This window comes from Streptomyces sp. NPDC005266 (assembly GCF_040607655.1).
Taxonomy (GTDB): domain Bacteria; phylum Actinomycetota; class Actinomycetes; order Streptomycetales; family Streptomycetaceae; genus Streptomyces.
Genome location: NZ_JBEXHC010000003.1, coordinates 512,511 through 528,786, shown reverse-complemented (window position 1 = coordinate 528,786; position 16,276 = coordinate 512,511). Strand labels below are relative to the sequence as shown.

Genomic DNA, 16,276 nt, shown 5'->3' with positions numbered 1-16,276 from the left:
GCTGTGCCTCCCCTCCGTCGGGTTCAGGTCGATCCTCTCACCCCGGCCGGCGCCCGCTCAGTCGTCCTCGCCCTGGCTTCGCAGGAGCTCCTTCACCTTGGCGATGGCGAAGCCCCAGCCCTGGGACACGGTGGGCTTGGGCGGCAGGGAGATCTCGTCCGGGTTGGTCAGCACGTCCAGCAGGACGGGGCCCTCGGTGGCGAAGGCCCGGCGGACGGCGTCCTTGAGATCCCCCGGTTTGGTGACCCGGATGCCGTTGATGCCCATGGCGGAGGCGACGGCCGCGAAGTCGGGGTTCGTCAGCTCGGTGCCGAACTCGGGCAGCCCGGCCTGTTCCTGTTCGAGCTTGACCATCCCGAGGCGCTGGTTGTCGAAGACGATGAGCTTGACCGGCAGGTTGTAGGTACGGATGGTGATGAGGTCGCCCAGGAGCATGCTCAGGCCGCCGTCGCCGCAGAAGGCCACCACCTGGCGGCCGGTGTCCAGCAGTTGCGCGCCCAGCGCCTGGGGCATGGCGTTGGCCATCGACCCCAGGTTGTAGGAGCCCAGCAGCCTGCGGGAGCCGCGCATCTCGACGAACCGGGACAGCCAGACGGTGGCCATGCCGGTGTCGGAGGTGAAGACCGCGTCATCGGCGGCGGCCTCGTCCACCGCGGCGGCCAGCGCCTCGGGGCGGATGAGGTGGTCCCGGTTGTCCAGCTTCGAGCGGACCGAGCCCAGCAGCCCGCGGTCGTGGTCCGGGGCCGCGAGGCGGCGCTGGCGCTCCTGCCAGTCCTGGAAGCGCCGGCGCGCCTTGTCCAGGTGGTCGCGGTCCCCGCGCGCGGTCAGCCGATCGAGCAGCGCGCGTACGGTCGGCCCCACATCGCCCACCAGCCCCACATGGGCGGGGACCCGGCGGCCGATGTGCTCGGCTGCCGTGTCCACCTGGACGACCTTCTTCCCCTCCGGATACCAGTCGCGGTAGGGGAAGTCGGTGCCGAGCAGCAGCAAAGCGTCGGCGTCGTCCATGGCCGCGGCGGCGGCGGGGTTGCCGATCAGACCGGTCTGCCCGACCTGGAAGGGGTTCTCGTCCTCGAAGCCCTCCTTGGCCTTCAGGGTGATCACCATGGGGGCGGCGAGCCGGTCGGCGAGGAGCAGCACGTCCTCGCGGGCCGACCGGGCGCCCTGACCGACCAGCAGGGTGATCTTCTCGGCGTCGTCGAGCAGCGCGGCGGCCTCGTCCAGCGCGGGTTCGTCCGGACGGGTGCCGTGGCGTGCCAGGGAGAACTGCGGCCGGCGGTCGTCGGTCACCTCCTTGTCGCCCACATCGCCGGGGACACTGAGCACGGCCACCCCCCGCTTGGCGATGGCGTTGCGCACCGCGATCTCCAGCAGCGCCGGCAACTGGTCCGGCGAGGTGACGGTGGCGCGGAAGACCGCGACATCGCGGAAGAGCAGGTCGTTGTCGACCTCCTGGAAGTAGTCGGAGCCCACTTCCGCCAGCGGTACCTGTCCGGCGATGGCCAGCACGGGGGTGTGGCTCTTGGCCGCGTCGTACAGGCCGTTGAGCAGATGCACCGAGCCCGGCCCCACGGTGCCCATGCACACCCCCAGGGTCCCGCTCAGCTGTGACTGGGCGCTTGCGGCGAACGCGGCCGCCTCCTCGTGGCGGCAGCCGATCCACTCCATGTCATCGGCGCGGCGGATGGCGTCCGTCAGCGGGTTCAGCGCGTCCCCGACCACGCCGAACACATGCCGGACGTTCAGTTGTTCCAGACCGTCCACGAGCACCTGTGCGACGGTTCGTGCCATGGGTCATCTCCTCATTCAGACGGTGAAGTGGTCGGGGTCGGCGGCGGCCCAGTCCTCGGCCCAGGTCGCCGGGGGCTCGGCGAGCAGCTGTCCGGGAGCCAGCCATTCGTGCAGCTCCGCGTAGGAACGGACGCTGAACGCGTCCACCCGGGTGCGCAGCATGTGCGGGCGCAGCCCGGCGGGGTCCTCCAGGCCCATGGCCGCCATGATCTGCATCGCGCTACGAACCGTGGCCCGCTGGAACCGCTCGACGTGCGCCGACTTGTCGTCCACGTCCAGGGCGCGGGCCCGCCGGGGATCCTGGGTGGCCACCCCGACCGGGCAGGTGTTGGTGTGGCAGCGCTGGGCCTGGATGCAGCCGGTGGCGAACATCATCGCCCGCGCCGCGTTGGTGTAGTCGGCCCCCTGGAGCATCCGCTTGACCATGTCGGTGCCGGTGGCGACCTTGCCGCTGGCCCCGATCCGGATCCGGTCCCGCAGCCCCGTCCCGACCAGGGCGTTGTGCACGGTGATCAGACCCTCGGTGAGCGGCGTGCCCACATGGTCGGCGAACTCCAGCGGGGCCGCGCCGGTGCCACCCTCGGCCCCGTCGACCACGATGAAGTCGGGGGTGACGCCCTCACGCAGCATGGCCTTGCAGATGGCCAGGAACTGGTGGCGGGAGGTGAGGCACAGCTTGAAACCGGTGGGCTTGCCGCCCGACAGCTCGCGCATCCGGCCGATGAACCGCACGAGTCCGCGCGGCGTGGAGAACACCCGATGGTAGGGCGGTGACACCACCGTCCGCCCCTGGGGCACGTCCCGCACCCGGGCGATCTCCGCGTTGACCTTGCTGCCCGGCAGCACCCCGCCCATGCCCGGCTTGGCGCCCTGCGACAGCTTGAGGGACACGCACTTCACCTGCTCATGGGCCGACTTCTCGGCGAACTTCGCCGGTTCGAAGTCACCGTCGGCCGTCCGGCACCCGAAGTAGCCGGTACCGATCTCCCAGATCAGATCGCCGCCATGGCGCAGGTGGTACTCCGACAGGCCGCCCTCGCCGGTGTCCTGCGCGAAGCCGCCCTGGGCCGCCCCGCGGTTGAGGGCGAGTATCGCGTTGGTCGACAGCGATCCGAAACTCATCGCCGAGATGTTCAGCAGCGCCATCTCATAGGGGCGCGCGCAGTCCGGGCCGCCGACCCGGACCGTGGGCGGCTCGTCGGGGGTGGCCTTGGGCGCCAGCGAGGGGACCAGGAACTCATAGCCCGGGGCGGTGACATCCCGTTCGCTGCCGAAGGGCTCCTCGGCGTCGACGCCCTTCGCCCGTTCGTACACGATGCTGCGCACATCACGGTCGTAGGGGCGGCCGTCGTAGTTCCGCTCGATGAAGTACTGCTGGAGCTCCGGTCGGATGGACTCCAGCAGATACCGCAGATGGCCGAGGATCGGATAGTTGCGCAGCACGGAGTGGGAGCGTTGCAGTACATCCCACACTCCGACGGCGGTCATCGCCGCCGCCACGATCACCAGGAGCCACCACCACGGGGACACCAGCCATGCGAGCACCGCGCCCGCGGCGACGGTCAGCGCGGGCCCACCCACCAGTACGAATCTCAGCACGCCGCGACGGTTACCCCTCTTCGTTCGGGATAGGCCGGGTCCGGTCGGGCATGTGGCTGGGAGCACGCACACCAGAACAGGAGCACAGGCGCATGGGCGGCTCTCGCGAACAGCTCGACCGAAGGCGGGGCCGCTGGTGGGCGGCGCTGCGCCGGACCCCCGTCACGGCCTGGAACGAGGACATCACCGACTGGGCGGCCGCGCTGACCTACTACGCCGTGCTGGCCCTCTTCCCCGTCCTTCTGGTGATGCTCTCGGTGCTCGGACTGTCCATGCCCTCCTCGACACCCGAGGTCATCGACCGCCTGACCCAGGCAGCCCCGCCGGAATCCCGTGAACTGCTGCGCGCCGCGCTGCGCGAGACGGCCCAGCAGCAGTCCGCCGCCTGGCTGCTGGTGGTTATCGGCGGCATCGGCGGTCTGTGGTCCGGCTCCAGCTATCTGGCCGTCTTCCGGCGGGCCCTGCACGCGATGCACCGGGAGAGCGCCCACCGCCCGGTGTGGCGCACCGCCCCCCGGATCCTCCTCACCGCCCTCGCCGTCATCGTCCTGCTGCTCGCCACCACGATCACCCTGCTGCTGACCGCCGATCTGGCCCGGCGGCTGGGACGCGTCTGGAACATGGGCGGCGCCCCGCTGACCGCCTGGGCCGCGCTGCGCTGGCCGGCGCTGGTCGCCATGGCCGTCGTGCTGATCCTGGTGCTCTACCGTTCGGGCCCCGCCCGCTCGCGCCCGGTGCGCCGGATGGCGCCCGGCGGTGCCCTGGCCGTGCTCCTGCTGCTGGCCGTCTCGCTCGGCTTCAGCGCCTACGCCTCGCATGTGCCCACGTACCACCGGCTGTACGGGCCGCTGGCGGGGATGGTGGTGTTCCTGATGTGGCTGTGGCTGTCCAATCTGGCCCTGCTGCTCGGAGCGCTCTTCAACGTGGAGCTGGTGCGTTCCCCGAAGAAGGACACATGTCCTGGGGAGGGAGGGGAAGACGGTGAAGAGGTCACCCGGCGGCTCCCCCGTACACCGGGTGACCGCCAATCCGGAGTTGGGAGGTAGCAGACAATGTCGGCTGCAGATGAGCTGACCGACGCTGTCACATGCGTCAGCAGTGACCTGGCGACCGGTCCCGACGCCGCCGGCCGGGCCCGGCGGGTGGCACGCGGCTTTCTTCGCAAGACCCCCCTCGGCGGGGCGCCCGAGGTGGGCGACGCCGTGGAATTGGTGGTGTCCGAGCTGGTGACCAACGCGGTACGCCATGCGCACGGGAAGGAGTGCCGCATGGAGCTGACGGACCTCGGTGACGGCGTGGAGATAGCCGTCAGCGACGCCGATCCGACCCCACCTCGCTGGAGGTCACCCGATCTGTCCGGTGGCGGAGGCTTCGGCTGGCACCTGGTGCACCGCCTGGCCGCCTCGGTCAGGGTGTCGACCCGGCTCACCGGGAAGACCGTGCACGCCATCGTCGTCCCCGGCCTCGTGCCCGCCTGAGCGGGTCCTCCTGGAGTCCCACGGCACCGCGGCGCGGTCCAGCCCCGCGTGGCCGCATGTGTCAGGCGGCCACCGCCTCACCCGGGATGAGCTGCTCGCACCAGATCGTCTTGCCCTCGCGCGCATGGCGGGTGCCCCAGCGCTGGGTGAGCTGGGCGACCAGGAGGAGGCCGCGGCCCCCCTCGTCGGAGAGACGGGCGCGGCGCATGTGCGGGGCGGTGTTGCTGGCGTCGGAGACTTCGCAGATGAGAGTGTGGTCGCGGATCAGCCGTAGCTGGACGGGGCCCCGGGCGTGGCGGATGGCATTGGTCACCAGCTCGCTGACGACCAGCTCCGTGGTGAACATCGCGTCCTCCAGCTCCCAGGCGGCGAGCCGGTGGGTGGCCCAGGAGCGGGCGGCCGGGACGGCGGCAGGGTCGGACAGGAGATCCCGGACGGCGACCTGGTCCGCGCTGAGGGCCCGCGCGCGGGCGATGAGCAGGGCGGCGTCATCGGCGGGGCGGTCGGGGAGCAGGTCGTGGAGGACGCGGTCGCACAGCGCGTCGAGAGTGGGCGCGGGTGCGGCGAGGGTCCGGCACAACTGCTCCAGCGCGCTGTCGAGTTCGCGTTCGCGGAAGCCGAGCAGCCCGTCGGTGTAGAGGACGAGAAGGCTGCCTTCGGGCAGGTCCAGCTCCATGGACTCGAAGGGCAGGCCACCGAGGCCCAGCGGGGGTCCCGCCGCCAGATCCATGTCGAGCAGGCGGACGTTGCCGTCCGGGCTGACCGTGACCGGTGGCGGGTGGTCGGCGCGGGCGAGGGTGCAGGTCCGGGCGATCGGGTCGTAGACCGCGTAGGTGCAGGTGGCGCCGAGGACGGCGGGCTCGCCGGGGGAGCCGGTGACCTCGGCCTCGGCGGCCAGCCGGTTGACCACATCGTCCAGGTGGGTGAGCAGCTCGTCGGGGGGCAGGTCGACATCGGCCAGCGTGCGGACGGCCGTCCGCAGCCGGCCCATGGTGGCGGCGTTGATGATCGTCCGATGTGCAGGCTGGACCGATCGCGACCGCACTACCGAACCAGCATGCACCCGCCGCCACGGGGGTTCAAATGAGCCGAGGAGCGACGCCGAGGGGTGCTGACGCCCGGCTCATCAGCGGCAGCCACCCTGGCACTCACGGCACGTGGCCGGGTCCCAGGGTGGCTGCCGCCCCCCGTTGGTGCGTCCCCCGTCGACCGCGCCCCCCGCTTGCCGTCAGACCTCGTACTCGTAGGGGTCGGCCGCCTCATAGGCGCATTCGCGGCTGATGGTGCCTGAGCCGTTGATGCGCTGGGGGCTGGTCACGTGGTGCTGCCAGGAGGATCCCCAGGGCGTCGTCTTGCACCAGTACTCCAGCACGGCACGGCCATTGCCGCGGCACTTGGCCCATACGGCGGTATGGCCGACGCCCACGGTGCAGGTCACCGACTGCGCGGACGGCGGGGCCTGCTGAAGAGCCTGAGCGGGGACGGCTGCGCCGCCCAGGGCGAGAACGGCTCCCCCGAGCCCGGCGACGAGAGCGGAACGGACACGCATGACGTACTCCTCATCCACAAAACGGTCCAACCGAGCTGGCCCCGGCCGACAGGACGCAAGGCTGGCGAACATGGATTCAGCAGGGCAAGAGCCATGGCCGTCCCGGACAGTCCATGGCTGTCCGGCCTGGTCAGGGCCCTGTCCGGATCGGTGTCCGGGGCCGGGGGGAGAAGCCGGTGGATACGGGTTGACCCGGAGATGACCTGATTCCTCCACCTGTGCCATGCTTTGGATATGAGCGCTGTCCCTTTCCAGGAGGCGCGGCTCTGAAGGCCCCGGCGCCAACCACGATCGGTCCCCGCGCGGAGGCGGATGAACGGCCCGGGCCCGCCCACGAGACCGGCGGTCCGCGCACGGAGGCGGTGCAGGCGGCTGTGACCGGGCATGTCCTGTCGTTCACGGGGGCCGCGTTGGTCGCCGTCTACACGCTGGACGCCGATGGCGCCGAGCTGCGGCTGGCCGACACGGTACGCGGCCCCGGCGGCCCCTACGCGTTGCCGGCGAGCTATCACCTGTCCGAGCGCACCCCCGTCACCGATGCCTTCCGCACCGGCCACCAGCTGTGGCTGAGCGCGGACGAACTCGCTGCCTACGGCCCCCCGGGCGCGGACTTGGGGTTGCCGCACGGCGTCTCGCTGGGGGTGGTGCCGCTCGGCGGGGACGGGACGCCGCTGGGGTGCCTGGTGGTCGTGGACGAGGCGCCCGGCGGGATCGACGCCGACCGCCGCAGCTTCATCGAGCTCTGCGCCGAGCATGTGGCCGCCGGGCTTGAGGCGTCCGGCCCGAGGGCGGCCCTGGGACACCCGCACCTCCAGCCCCCGCCGACGCCCTCCCTGGACCGCCTGGGGGCCGGCGCGTTCGTCCTGCTCCCGCAGACCGGGCAGCTGACCGCCGACGCGCAGACGCTGGAGCTGTTCGGCATCGCGCCGGAGGACTTCGACGGCCGGGTGGAGACCCTGCTGGAGAGCACCGTCCCGGACGACCTTCCCGCCCTGATGGCGATCGTGGAGCCGGGCCGGCTGACCGCGGCCACCTCCCAGCTGGACTTCCGTATCCGCCGGCCCAACGGGGAGCTGCGCTGGCTGAGCCTGCGCTGCCGGGTCCAGGCGGGTGCGGACGGCACACCGGAGCGCGTCCTGGCCGTGGTCGCGGAGGCCTCGTACCTGCGGCCCAGCGCCGACGAGGTGTCCATGGTGCAGCGGCTGTCCGCCGCCCTGGCCGGTGCGACGAGCGTCCGGGACGTCGGCCAGGCCGTGGTGAGCGCGCTGCGCGAACCGCTGCGGGCCCACCGGATCGTGGTCGCCGAGCTCCAGGCCGATCAGCTGGTGGTCAGCGTCCTCACCCCCGCGGAGCCCACCGCCTGGCCGGAGGTGTGGCGCTCCGCTTGGCGGTCCGAATGGCCGGACACGCCGACCCACGCCCTGCCCACGCTGACGGAGGCGCTGCGCCAGGGCCATGTGAGCGTATGGCCCCCGGGTGCCGACCTCGAACCCGGCCTCGCGGGCATCGGCCCCGGCGGGCTCGCGCTTCTGCCGCTCCCGGCGGACGGCCGGATCGTCGGAGTCTGCCTGATCGGCTGGGACGAGCGGCACGAGTTCGGACCGCAGGAGCGCTCCCTGCTGACGGCGACCGCGGGGTTGGTGGGCCAGGCCCTGGCACGCGCCCACGCGCTGGACGCCGAGCACGAGCTCGCCACGATGCTCCAGCGCAGCCTGCTGCCCCGCAAGCTGCCGGTGCTGCCCGGCGCGGTGGCGGTCACCCGCTATCTGCCCGCGACGATGGGCCTGGAGGTGGGCGGCGACTGGTACGACGTGATCCCGCTGACCGAAGGCCATGTCGCGCTGGTCATCGGGGACGTCCAGGGCCACAGCGCCGCGGCCGCCACCATCATGGGCCAGATGCGCACGGCCATCCGGGCCTACGCCGTGGAGGGCCATCCGCCCGATGTGGTCGTCTCCCACGCCAACCGGCTGCTTGTCGGCATGGAGACCGATCTCTTCGCGACCTGCTCTTATGTCGACCTCGACATGCAGGAGGGCGAGGCGCTGTTCGTCCGGGCCGGACATATGCAGCCGCTGCTGCGCCGCCCGGACGGCACGACAGAAGAGCTGATGGTCGAGGGCGGCCCGCCGCTGGGCGTCATCGCCGAGGCCGACTTCCCGATGACCTCGACCGGGCTCGCCTCCGGCACCCTGCTCGCCCTGTTCACGGACGGCCTGGTGGAATCCGCCCGGCTCGACCTGGAGGACGGCGTACGCCAGGTGCGCGAGGCGCTCGCCCGCGCCGACCCGGCCGACCCCGGCCACGTGGCGGACGAGCTGCTCGGCGGCTCGAACCGGCGCGATGACGATGTCGCGCTGCTGCTGCTGCGCTACGACGGACTGCGGGTGAAGCCCGTCCGCGCCAGCTGGACCGTGTGGCGGCTGCCCGACGCCGTGATGCACGCCCGCCGTTTCACCGCGCGCACCCTGCGCTCCTGGGGCGTGAAGGAGGAGCAGGACGTGGCGCTGCTGATCACCTCCGAGCTGGTCACCAACGCCCTGGTGCACACCCAGGGCGAGGTGCATCTGCATCTGACGCTGACCGCGGACCGGCTGCGGATCGCGGTCAGCGACCGGTCGCCCCGTACCCCCGTCAAGCCCACCAGCGTGGACTGGGAGTCCACCGGCGGGCGCGGTCTGCTGCTCGTGGACGCCGTCTCGCAGGCCTGGGGTTCGGTGCCGCTCAGCGGAGGCAAGCAGGTCTGGGCCGAGATCGCCCTGTCGTCCGTACGGGACCCGTCCGCCCTGCGCGAACGACCCTGCCCAAGAGAGCCTTCCTCCTCACAGGACGACACGGGGAGGCCGGTCCCATGGGCCGGCTGAGCCGGCTTAGCCCGCGCCGGCCGCGCGACCGCCTCCGCACCGCCATCACCCTCGTGGTGGGGCTGGGCCTGTCCGTGTCCCTCGCCGCCTGCGGCAAGGCTGCCCAGGTGCACGAGCCGGACGGCGGGCCCCACGGCGGCGGCCTGCGCATCGGCCTGCTGCTCCCGGACAACGAGATCGCCCGCTTCGACCGTTTCGACAAGCCCCTGATCAAGAAGAAGGTCAAGGAGCTGTGTCCGCGCTGCAGGGTCGAGTACGCCAGTGCCCAGCACGACACGGCCAACCAGCAGCATCAGGTCGACGCGATGATCGCCAACGGGGTCGAGGTCCTGATCCTCGACCCGGTCGACAGCAAGGCGGCCCGCTCCTCGGTCGTCAAGGCGCACCGGGCGAACATCCCGGTCGTCGCCTACGACCGTCTCGCGGAGGGACCCGTCTCCGGGTATGTCTCCTTCGACGGCGCGCAGGTCGGCAGGCTCCAGGGCGAGGCGCTGCTGAGGGCGCTCGGCCCCGACACGCGCCACAAGCAGATCGTCATGATGAACGGCTCGTCGACCGACCCCAACGCGGGCTGGTTCGAGCGGGGCGCGCTCTCCGCCCTCCGCGGCAAGGTCAGGATCGGCAAGTCGTACGAGACCGTGGGCTGGCGGCCCGAGAACGCCAACCTCAACATGAGCGGGGCCATCGCCGCCCTGGGCGCCCACGACATCGACGGCGTCCTCTCGGCGAACGACGGCCTCGCCGCCGGAGTCATCGCCGCCCTCAAGGCCGCCAGGATCCATCCGCTCCCGCCCGTCACCGGCCAGGACGCCGAACTCGGGGCCGTGCAGCGGCTCCTCTCGGGCGAGCAGTACATGAGCGTCTACAAGCCCTTCAAGCCCGAGGCCGACGCCGCCGCGGCCATGGCCGTCGCGCTGGGGCACGGCGAGTCGCTCGACGGCATCGCGAAGGAGAGGGTCGGAAATTCCACCACTCGGGCGATCCCCGCCGTCCTGCTGAAGCCGATCGCGCTGAACGCGCGGAACATCAAGAGCACTCTCATCAAGGACGGCATGTACACAATTGACCAGATATGTACACCGAAGTACATGGCCGACTGCCGGAAGGCCGGCCTCATCAGATGACCCGGCCTCTCAGGTGACCCGGCCTCATCAGGTGAGACGCGAGGAGCGTCCGGGCGGCCTCCGCGCTCAGAAGGGAGGAGCAGATGGCTCATCCGTCAGCCCCGCCCCTGCTCGCGCTGCGGGGCGTCTTCAAGCGGTTCGGCGCGGTCCAAGCACTCGCGGACGTCGAGTTGGAGATCCACGCCGGTGAGGTCATCGCCCTGGTGGGCGACAACGGCGCCGGCAAGTCCACCCTGATCAAGGTGATCTCGGGCGTCGAGCCGGCCGACGAGGGCGTCCTCGAATGGGAGGGCCGGCCCGTCCACGTCGGCCGCCCCCACGACGCCCAGCACCTCGGGATCGCCACCGTCTACCAGGACCTCGCGCTCTGCGACAACCTCGATGTCGTCGGCAACCTCTTCCTCGGCCGCGAGATCAGCAAGGTCGGCGTCCTCGACGAGGTGGAGATGGAGCGCCGCACCCTGGGGCTGCTGAACAAACTCTCCATCCGGATCCCCGATGTCCGCCGCCCCGTCGCCTCCCTCTCCGGCGGCCAGCGCCAGACCGTCGCGATCTCGCGCGCACTCCTCGGCGAACCCCAGCTCCTCCTCCTGGACGAGCCCACCGCGTCCCTGGGCATCGAACAGACCGCCCAGGTCCTCGACCTCGTCGACCGGCTCCGCGAACGCGGCCACGGCGTGCTGCTCATCAGCCACAACCTGGGCGACGTCAAGGCCGTCGCGGACTGCGTCGCCGTGCTGCGCCTCGGACGCAACAACGGGTTCTTCGACGTGACGACCACCTCCCAGGAGCAGATCGTCTCCTCCATCACCGGCGCCTCGGACAACGCCGTGACCCGGCGCAGGGCCCCGGAGGGGGAACTGTGAGCCGACACGGCGCCGGCGGCTACGCGGGCGCGCTCACCCGAAGGCTCCGCGCCGGCGAACTCGGCTCCGTCCCGGTCGTGCTCGGCCTCTTCGCGATCTGGATCATCTTCCAGACCCTGAATCAGAACTTCCTCTCCCCGCGCAATCTCTCCAACCTCAGCGTCGACATCGTCGGCACCGGCATGATCGCGGCCGGCGTCATCTTCGTCCTGCTGGTCGGCGAGATCGATCTGTCGGTCGCCTCGGTGAGCGGGCTGGCGGCGGCCACGTTCGCCGTGCTGAACGTCCTCCACGGCATGGCCGAGCTGCCCGCCGTCCTGCTGGCCGCCGCCTGCGGAGCCGCCGTCGGAGCGGTGCACGGGTTCTTCTTCGCCAAGGTCGGCGTCCCCGCGTTCGTCGTCACGCTCGCCGGACTGCTGGGCTGGTACGGCCTGATGCTGTACGTGATGGGGACGTACGGCACCATCAACATCGACGACGAGGGCCCGGTCGCCAAGCTGACCAGCTACTACTTCACCGATATCGCCGCCGCGTACGGCCTGGCGGCGATCGGCGCGGCCGGATACTTCCTGGCGGCCCAGCGTGACGCCAGGCGCCGCCAGGGCGCCGGAGTGCCGTACCGGCACCGGGGCGAGATCGCCGTGCGCACGGGGGTGCTCGCCGTGATCGCCTTCGCCACCGCGTATGTGCTCAACCAGTTCCAGGGCCTGCCGCTCGCCCTCCTGATCTTCCTCGTCGTCCTCCTCGGCCTCGACTATGTGCTGCGCCGCACGGACTACGGACGGATGATCTTCGCCGTCGGCGGCAACGCCGAAGCCGCCCGCCGCGCCGGTATCAACGTGGTGCTGGTGCGAATCTCGGCGTTCATGATGTCGGGGACGATGGCCGCGATCGGCGGCCTCTTCCTGGCCTCACGGGTCAGCTCGGTGAGCCAGACCTCCGTCTCCAACAACCTGTTGATGAACGCCATCGGCGCGGCCGTCATCGGCGGCACCAGCCTCTTCGGCGGCCGCGGCAGCATCTGGTCCGCGCTGCTCGGCGTGCTGGTCATCCAGTCGATCGCCTCGGGCGTGGCCCTCATGGACATCCAGGCCGCCGTGCAATTCATGATCACCGGCGGTGTGCTGCTCGTGGCCGTCGTCATCGACTCGGTCTCCCGCCGGGCCCAGAAGGCCCACGGCCGGCTGTGACGAAGCGCCGGGCCAGGGCGTGAGCCGGGCGGCGATGCCGTCCTCCCCGAGTGGACCGCCGCATGGGGACGCGCCGTCCAGCACGCCACCGCCCTGCCCGGAGGCGGCGGGTACCGGCTCCACTTCGCCGACGGCGCCAGCGCCGACCACGCCCTGATCGTCGGCGCGGACGGCGCCCACTCCCGGGTCCGCCCGCCTCGCGCTCGCCGATGCCCCCGGCGACCCGGCGGCGACCGTCCGCCGCCACGAGTCCGCGCTGTTCGAACGCGGCGGCGCCGCCGCGCGGGAGTCCGTGCGCATCATGGAGATCCTTACGTCGCCCAGGGGTGCGCCGGCGGTGCTGGAGTTCTTCGACCGCTAGCGCGAGACCTGACCGATGAGGCCGTGGGTCAGCGTCATCAGGCGTTCCCGGGCATCGGCGTCATACGCCTGGTCGTGGGCCCGGGCCTCGGTGAACTGGTCGAAGTAGCGGCCCGTGGTGGACGCGAGGTCCGGGCCGAGGAGCAGCCGCACGGTCGGCCGTACGCCTTCGTCGACGCTGGTGACCGGGGTCAGGCCGTACTCGCGCACTCCCGCGGTGTCCATCAGATGGGCCGGATGGAGGGCGTTCACCGTGACACCGGTGCCGTCGAGTTCGGCGGCCAGCTCGAAGGTCGCCATGATCATCGCGAGCTTGCTGCGGCAGTAGGCGCGCAGCCCTTCGTAATCCCGCTCCAGCATGACGTTGTCGAAGTCGATGGCCTCCTGTCCTATGGAGGCCACATTCACCACGCGGGCCGGGGCCGAGGCGGTGAGCAGCGGCAGCAGATCCCGGGCGAGGGCATAGGGCGCCAGATGGTTCACGGCGAACCGCAACTCATGCCCCTGACGACTCAGCTCCCGCCGAAGCGGCTCGGCGCCGCCACCCGCGACCGCGTTGTTGACCAGCCCGTCGAGCCGGGGCTCGGCCGCCCGGATCTCGGCGGCCATCGCGTGCACCTGGTCGAGGTCGGCCAGGTCGCCGAGATACGTGCGGACGGTCGCCTCCGGTGCGGCGGCCCGTACCTCGGCCGCGACGCGCTCAAGGCGGGCGCGGTCGCGGCCGTGGAGCAGAACGGTCTCGCCCCGTGTGGCCAGGTCGCGTGCGATCCCGCGACCCAGGCCCTGGGTCGCGCCGGTGATCAAGATGGTGCGTCGGTTCATGCCGACCACCTTGTCAGCGCGGCGCGGCCGCAGGGGAGAGCGTGCTGAGGCTGGTGTCGCCACCACCAGGATGGGTCCTGGCCGGTGTGGCCGGTCAGCGGGTCGCGAAGGCGAGGAAGGCCGACCAGGCGGGGGAGGATATGCAGAGGTTGGGGCCGGTCGGGTTCTTGGAGTCCCGAACGTGCACGGCGGCGGGGGTGGGTGCGACCTCGACGCAGTCGCCGCCGGTGGAATCGCTGTGGCTTGACTTATGCCAGTTGGCCGCGACTTCTACGCACTGGCCGCCGCTGGAGTCGCTGTGGTTGGACTTGCGCCAGTCGTAAGCGACCTCTACGCATTCGCCACCACTGGAATCGCTGTAGTTTGACTTGCGCCAGTCGTAGGCGACCTCGACACAATCACCGCCGCCTGAGTCGCTGTAACTGCTTTTGAACCACACCAGTTGGTCGGTCATGTCTCACCCATCAGCTGCTTGATGAAGCTTACGGATTCGTCCGGCCCAAGGGCCTGCGTGCGGATCATCGCATAGCGGCGCGTTAGGGCGCCCACCTTGTCTGCCTTGGAGACCAGGATGCTCTCGTCGTGGCTCTCCATGTAGACCAAGGGGCTCTCGTCGGGGGTTTCGATGAGCTTCATCGGGCCGCGTAGGCCAGCGTGTTCGGCCCGCTGCAGTGGCATGACCTGGATCGTCACGTTTGGCAGACCGGCGCACTGGACGAGGTGCTCGTACTGGGCGTGCATGACTTCCCTGTCGCCAATCTGCCGTCGCAAGGCAGACTCTTCCAGGACAGTGTGGATCAGCGCCATGGGCTTCCGATGGAACAGTGCCTTGCGGTCCATACGGGCCTCGACCAGTTGTTCCAGCTCCTCCTGCTCGAAAGGCGGGTAGTTGCTCTTGAGCAGCGCACGGGTGTACTCCTCTGTTTGCAGAAGCCCGTCGACGACCAGAGCGCAGTACGACGACACGCTCAGCGCCTCCTGCTCCAGCTGAACGAAGCCCTGGAAGTACACCGGATAACGCTCAAGCCGCAGGTACTTGATCGCCGACCGTAACAACCCACCCGCGTCCAGTGCCTTCTCGGCCGCATCGATGAACTCATCGGTCGGTGGCTTCGCGCACGTCTCCACCGCGCTCACCGCCGACCCCGTGTAGTTCATCAGCGCGCCCAGCTCCTCCTGGGTCAACCCCGCCCGTTCGCGCAGAAGCCGCAGCACAGCGGCGAAGTACTGCACGGTCGGCGGCGCCGAGTCCTTCTTCTTCGACTGCGACACACCAGCCACCCCCTCAACGCGGCTCAACACCAATCAACAGGTGTGCGACCCCACTTGCCGGTCGCCGCTGTCGACGCTCTGTCACTGGTGAAGCTAGCGGCCTGCACTGACAGTGGGAGCATGAACGCGGAAAGTCACGACGTAAATGCTCTCCATGGCTGGATGCAGAGGTTTACGCCCGTCCCCCCATCTGTTCCTCACGCCCGCCGCACCGCCGAGGCTGTCCTCCGGGTCTGGGGAATCGATTCCGGCTCGTCCATCGCCGTGCTGCTGGTCGTCTCCGAGCTGGCGACCAATGCCGTTCACCACGGCCGGGTCCCCGGGCGCTACTTCGAGGTGCGTATCGCATATGACGCAGAAAAAATGGTCGGGGTCGAGGTCTCCGACCCCCGCGAGGGCAGGCCCGTCATCGCCGACCCGACCCCGGACGACGAATCCGGGCGGGGCCTGGCCATCGTGGACTCGCTCGCCGAGGCGTGGGGTATCCGGGAGCGCATCGTCGGCAAAACGGTCTGGGCCCGCCTACGTCTCTAGCCTCGATCTTGAGTGAGGGGCATCCAGACCGGTCTTGCGGACCGTCTCGACCAGCAGTACCGCACCGGCTTGCGAAACCACTCCGCGACCGCCGCCCTCGACGCGGACACGCGGTAGGACCCGATACGCTTCTTCACCTGGAAAGTGCCTCCGACAGTGGCGGGAACAAGGATCTCAGCAATCCTAATTCTCGCTGGTCACAGGCGTTTTCTGCCTTCTTGACCACCAGTCGGACAGCTCGCCTCGTGTAGGCGCGAGGCTAATTGACCCGATCGGCCGTCAGTTTTTTTTCAGCTCCTCGGCGAGCATCACAATGATGCCGCTGGGACCGCGGACGTACGCGAGCTTGTAGACGTCCTCATAGGTCGCCACACCGCGAAGCGGACGGCATCCGTGCTTTGCGGCTGTCTCAAGGGCTTTATCGATGTCGTCGACTGAGAAGGCGACGCGATGCATGCCAATCTCGTTGGGACGAGTGGGCTTCGACTCGATCGCTTCGGGGTGGATGTACTCGAAGAGCTCAAGGCGACCGTGACCGTCCGGCGTCTGGAGCATCGCAATGTTGGCGTGATTGCCATCAAGGCCGACGGCAGTGTCGGTCCACTCACCACTGACCGTGTCACGGCCGACGACCGTGAGGCCGAGGTCGGTGAAAAAGGAGATCGTCGCTTCGAGGTCGCGAACGGCGATGCCGACGTTCTCAAGTTTGATGGCCATGCGTTGCATGTTACCGAGCTGGGCCGATCAGGTACTGCCGGCAAGGACGCAGCCGTGTACCAGGACACTGTCGAGGTCGACCGTGACCTGTCAACCGGCGTCCGGAACGT

At 70.2% G+C, this 16,276-nt stretch carries 14 protein-coding genes and 1 pseudogene; 7 read left to right on the top strand and 8 right to left on the bottom strand.

The genetic code is table 11. The features are described 5' to 3' along the window. Positions 1-57: 57 nt before the first annotated feature. Together ABZU99_RS08825 and ABZU99_RS08820 are read right to left on the bottom strand one after the other, a co-directional pair. A complete protein-coding gene (locus tag ABZU99_RS08825) occupies positions 58-1,791 on the bottom strand; it encodes a thiamine pyrophosphate-dependent enzyme (protein WP_356044621.1) in 1,734 nt (577 codons plus the stop codon). 15 nt (positions 1,792-1,806) lie between these two features. Next, positions 1,807-3,321 (bottom strand): FMN-binding glutamate synthase family protein, encoded by a 1,515-nt coding sequence (locus ABZU99_RS08820; protein ID WP_355944712.1) that lies wholly within the window; start codon positions 3,319-3,321, stop codon positions 1,807-1,809. 161 nt (positions 3,322-3,482) lie between these two features. Here ABZU99_RS08820 and ABZU99_RS08815 point away from each other — a divergent pair, with 161 nt between their 5' ends. Together ABZU99_RS08815 and ABZU99_RS08810 are read left to right on the top strand one after the other, a co-directional pair. Next, positions 3,483-4,436, top strand: a complete 954-nt coding sequence (locus ABZU99_RS08815) for a YihY/virulence factor BrkB family protein (RefSeq protein WP_356044619.1) — start codon at positions 3,483-3,485, stop codon at positions 4,434-4,436. Between the two features lie 6 nt (positions 4,437-4,442). Beyond that, positions 4,443-4,868, top strand: coding sequence for an ATP-binding protein (locus tag ABZU99_RS08810; protein ID WP_356044617.1), 426 nt, complete (start codon positions 4,443-4,445; stop codon positions 4,866-4,868). Between the two features lie 61 nt (positions 4,869-4,929). On the opposite strand, the pseudogene ABZU99_RS08805 reads toward ABZU99_RS08810, so the two are convergent. Continuing rightward, positions 4,930-5,868 (bottom strand): annotated as a pseudogene (locus ABZU99_RS08805) (ATP-binding SpoIIE family protein phosphatase); the annotation flags it as partial. A 228-nt stretch (positions 5,869-6,096) separates the two neighbouring features. Next, on the bottom strand, positions 6,097-6,417 hold the full coding sequence (locus ABZU99_RS08800; protein ID WP_356044615.1) for a hypothetical protein: 321 nt from the start codon (positions 6,415-6,417) through the stop codon (positions 6,097-6,099). A 374-nt stretch (positions 6,418-6,791) separates the two neighbouring features. Here ABZU99_RS08800 and ABZU99_RS08795 point away from each other — a divergent pair, with 374 nt between their 5' ends. The 4 genes from ABZU99_RS08795 to ABZU99_RS08780 all read left to right on the top strand — a co-directional run bounded on the left by ABZU99_RS08795 (position 6,792) and on the right by ABZU99_RS08780 (position 12,461). Beyond that, positions 6,792-9,281, top strand: a complete 2,490-nt coding sequence (locus ABZU99_RS08795) for a SpoIIE family protein phosphatase (protein ID WP_356044613.1) — start codon at positions 6,792-6,794, stop codon at positions 9,279-9,281. Beyond that, the gene (locus tag ABZU99_RS08790) at positions 9,269-10,405 is read left to right on the top strand and encodes a substrate-binding domain-containing protein (RefSeq protein ID WP_356044611.1); all 1,137 of its coding nucleotides are present in this window, start codon (positions 9,269-9,271) and stop codon (positions 10,403-10,405) included. Before ABZU99_RS08795 ends, ABZU99_RS08790 begins: the two co-directional genes overlap by 13 nt. Before the next feature lie 83 nt (positions 10,406-10,488). After that, positions 10,489-11,271, top strand: coding sequence for an ATP-binding cassette domain-containing protein (locus ABZU99_RS08785; RefSeq protein WP_356044609.1), 783 nt, complete (start codon positions 10,489-10,491; stop codon positions 11,269-11,271). Next, entirely contained in the window at positions 11,268-12,461 is a 1,194-nt protein-coding gene (locus ABZU99_RS08780; protein WP_356044607.1) for a sugar ABC transporter permease, read from the top strand. The genes ABZU99_RS08785 and ABZU99_RS08780 overlap by 4 nt, the downstream gene beginning before the upstream one ends. Before the next feature lie 357 nt (positions 12,462-12,818). On the opposite strand, the gene ABZU99_RS08775 is transcribed toward ABZU99_RS08780, so the two are convergent. The 3 genes from ABZU99_RS08775 to ABZU99_RS08765 form a co-directional block, all read right to left on the bottom strand. After that, entirely contained in the window at positions 12,819-13,643 is an 825-nt protein-coding gene (locus tag ABZU99_RS08775; protein ID WP_356044605.1) for an SDR family NAD(P)-dependent oxidoreductase, read from the bottom strand. Between the two features lie 94 nt (positions 13,644-13,737). Further along, entirely contained in the window at positions 13,738-14,097 is a 360-nt protein-coding gene (locus tag ABZU99_RS08770) for a DUF397 domain-containing protein (protein ID WP_355944630.1), read from the bottom strand. After that, positions 14,094-14,915 (bottom strand): helix-turn-helix transcriptional regulator, encoded by an 822-nt coding sequence (locus ABZU99_RS08765; RefSeq protein ID WP_356044602.1) that lies wholly within the window; start codon positions 14,913-14,915, stop codon positions 14,094-14,096. Before ABZU99_RS08765 ends, ABZU99_RS08770 begins: the two co-directional genes overlap by 4 nt. Before the next feature lie 162 nt (positions 14,916-15,077). Here ABZU99_RS08765 and ABZU99_RS08760 point away from each other — a divergent pair, with 162 nt between their 5' ends. Beyond that, positions 15,078-15,449, top strand: coding sequence for an ATP-binding protein (locus tag ABZU99_RS08760; RefSeq protein ID WP_356044599.1), 372 nt, complete (start codon positions 15,078-15,080; stop codon positions 15,447-15,449). 279 nt (positions 15,450-15,728) lie between these two features. Here ABZU99_RS08760 and ABZU99_RS08755 read toward each other — a convergent pair whose 3' ends face one another. Then, a complete protein-coding gene (locus ABZU99_RS08755) occupies positions 15,729-16,166 on the bottom strand; it encodes a VOC family protein (protein ID WP_355944624.1) in 438 nt (145 codons plus the stop codon). Positions 16,167-16,276: the final 110 nt, after the last annotated feature.

What these genes read in the sequence shown, in the direction of transcription:
- ABZU99_RS08810 (WP_356044617.1), top strand. Translation starts at nt 4,443, where the DNA reads ATGTCGGCTGCAGATGAGCTGACCGACGCTGTCACATGCGTCAGCAGT.
- ABZU99_RS08755 (WP_355944624.1), bottom strand. Translation starts at nt 16,166, where the DNA reads ATGGCCATCAAACTTGAGAACGTCGGCATCGCCGTTCGCGACCTCGAA.
- ABZU99_RS08815 (WP_356044619.1), top strand. Translation starts at nt 3,483, where the DNA reads ATGGGCGGCTCTCGCGAACAGCTCGACCGAAGGCGGGGCCGCTGGTGG.
- ABZU99_RS08775 (WP_356044605.1), bottom strand. Translation starts at nt 13,643, where the DNA reads ATGAACCGACGCACCATCTTGATCACCGGCGCGACCCAGGGCCTGGGT.
- ABZU99_RS08800 (WP_356044615.1), bottom strand. Translation starts at nt 6,417, where the DNA reads ATGCGTGTCCGTTCCGCTCTCGTCGCCGGGCTCGGGGGAGCCGTTCTC.
- ABZU99_RS08770 (WP_355944630.1), bottom strand. Translation starts at nt 14,097, where the DNA reads ATGACCGACCAACTGGTGTGGTTCAAAAGCAGTTACAGCGACTCAGGC.
- ABZU99_RS08760 (WP_356044599.1), top strand. Translation starts at nt 15,078, where the DNA reads ATGCAGAGGTTTACGCCCGTCCCCCCATCTGTTCCTCACGCCCGCCGC.
- ABZU99_RS08825 (WP_356044621.1), bottom strand. Translation starts at nt 1,791, where the DNA reads ATGGCACGAACCGTCGCACAGGTGCTCGTGGACGGTCTGGAACAACTG.
- ABZU99_RS08790 (WP_356044611.1), top strand. Translation starts at nt 9,269, where the DNA reads ATGGGCCGGCTGAGCCGGCTTAGCCCGCGCCGGCCGCGCGACCGCCTC.
- ABZU99_RS08785 (WP_356044609.1), top strand. Translation starts at nt 10,489, where the DNA reads ATGGCTCATCCGTCAGCCCCGCCCCTGCTCGCGCTGCGGGGCGTCTTC.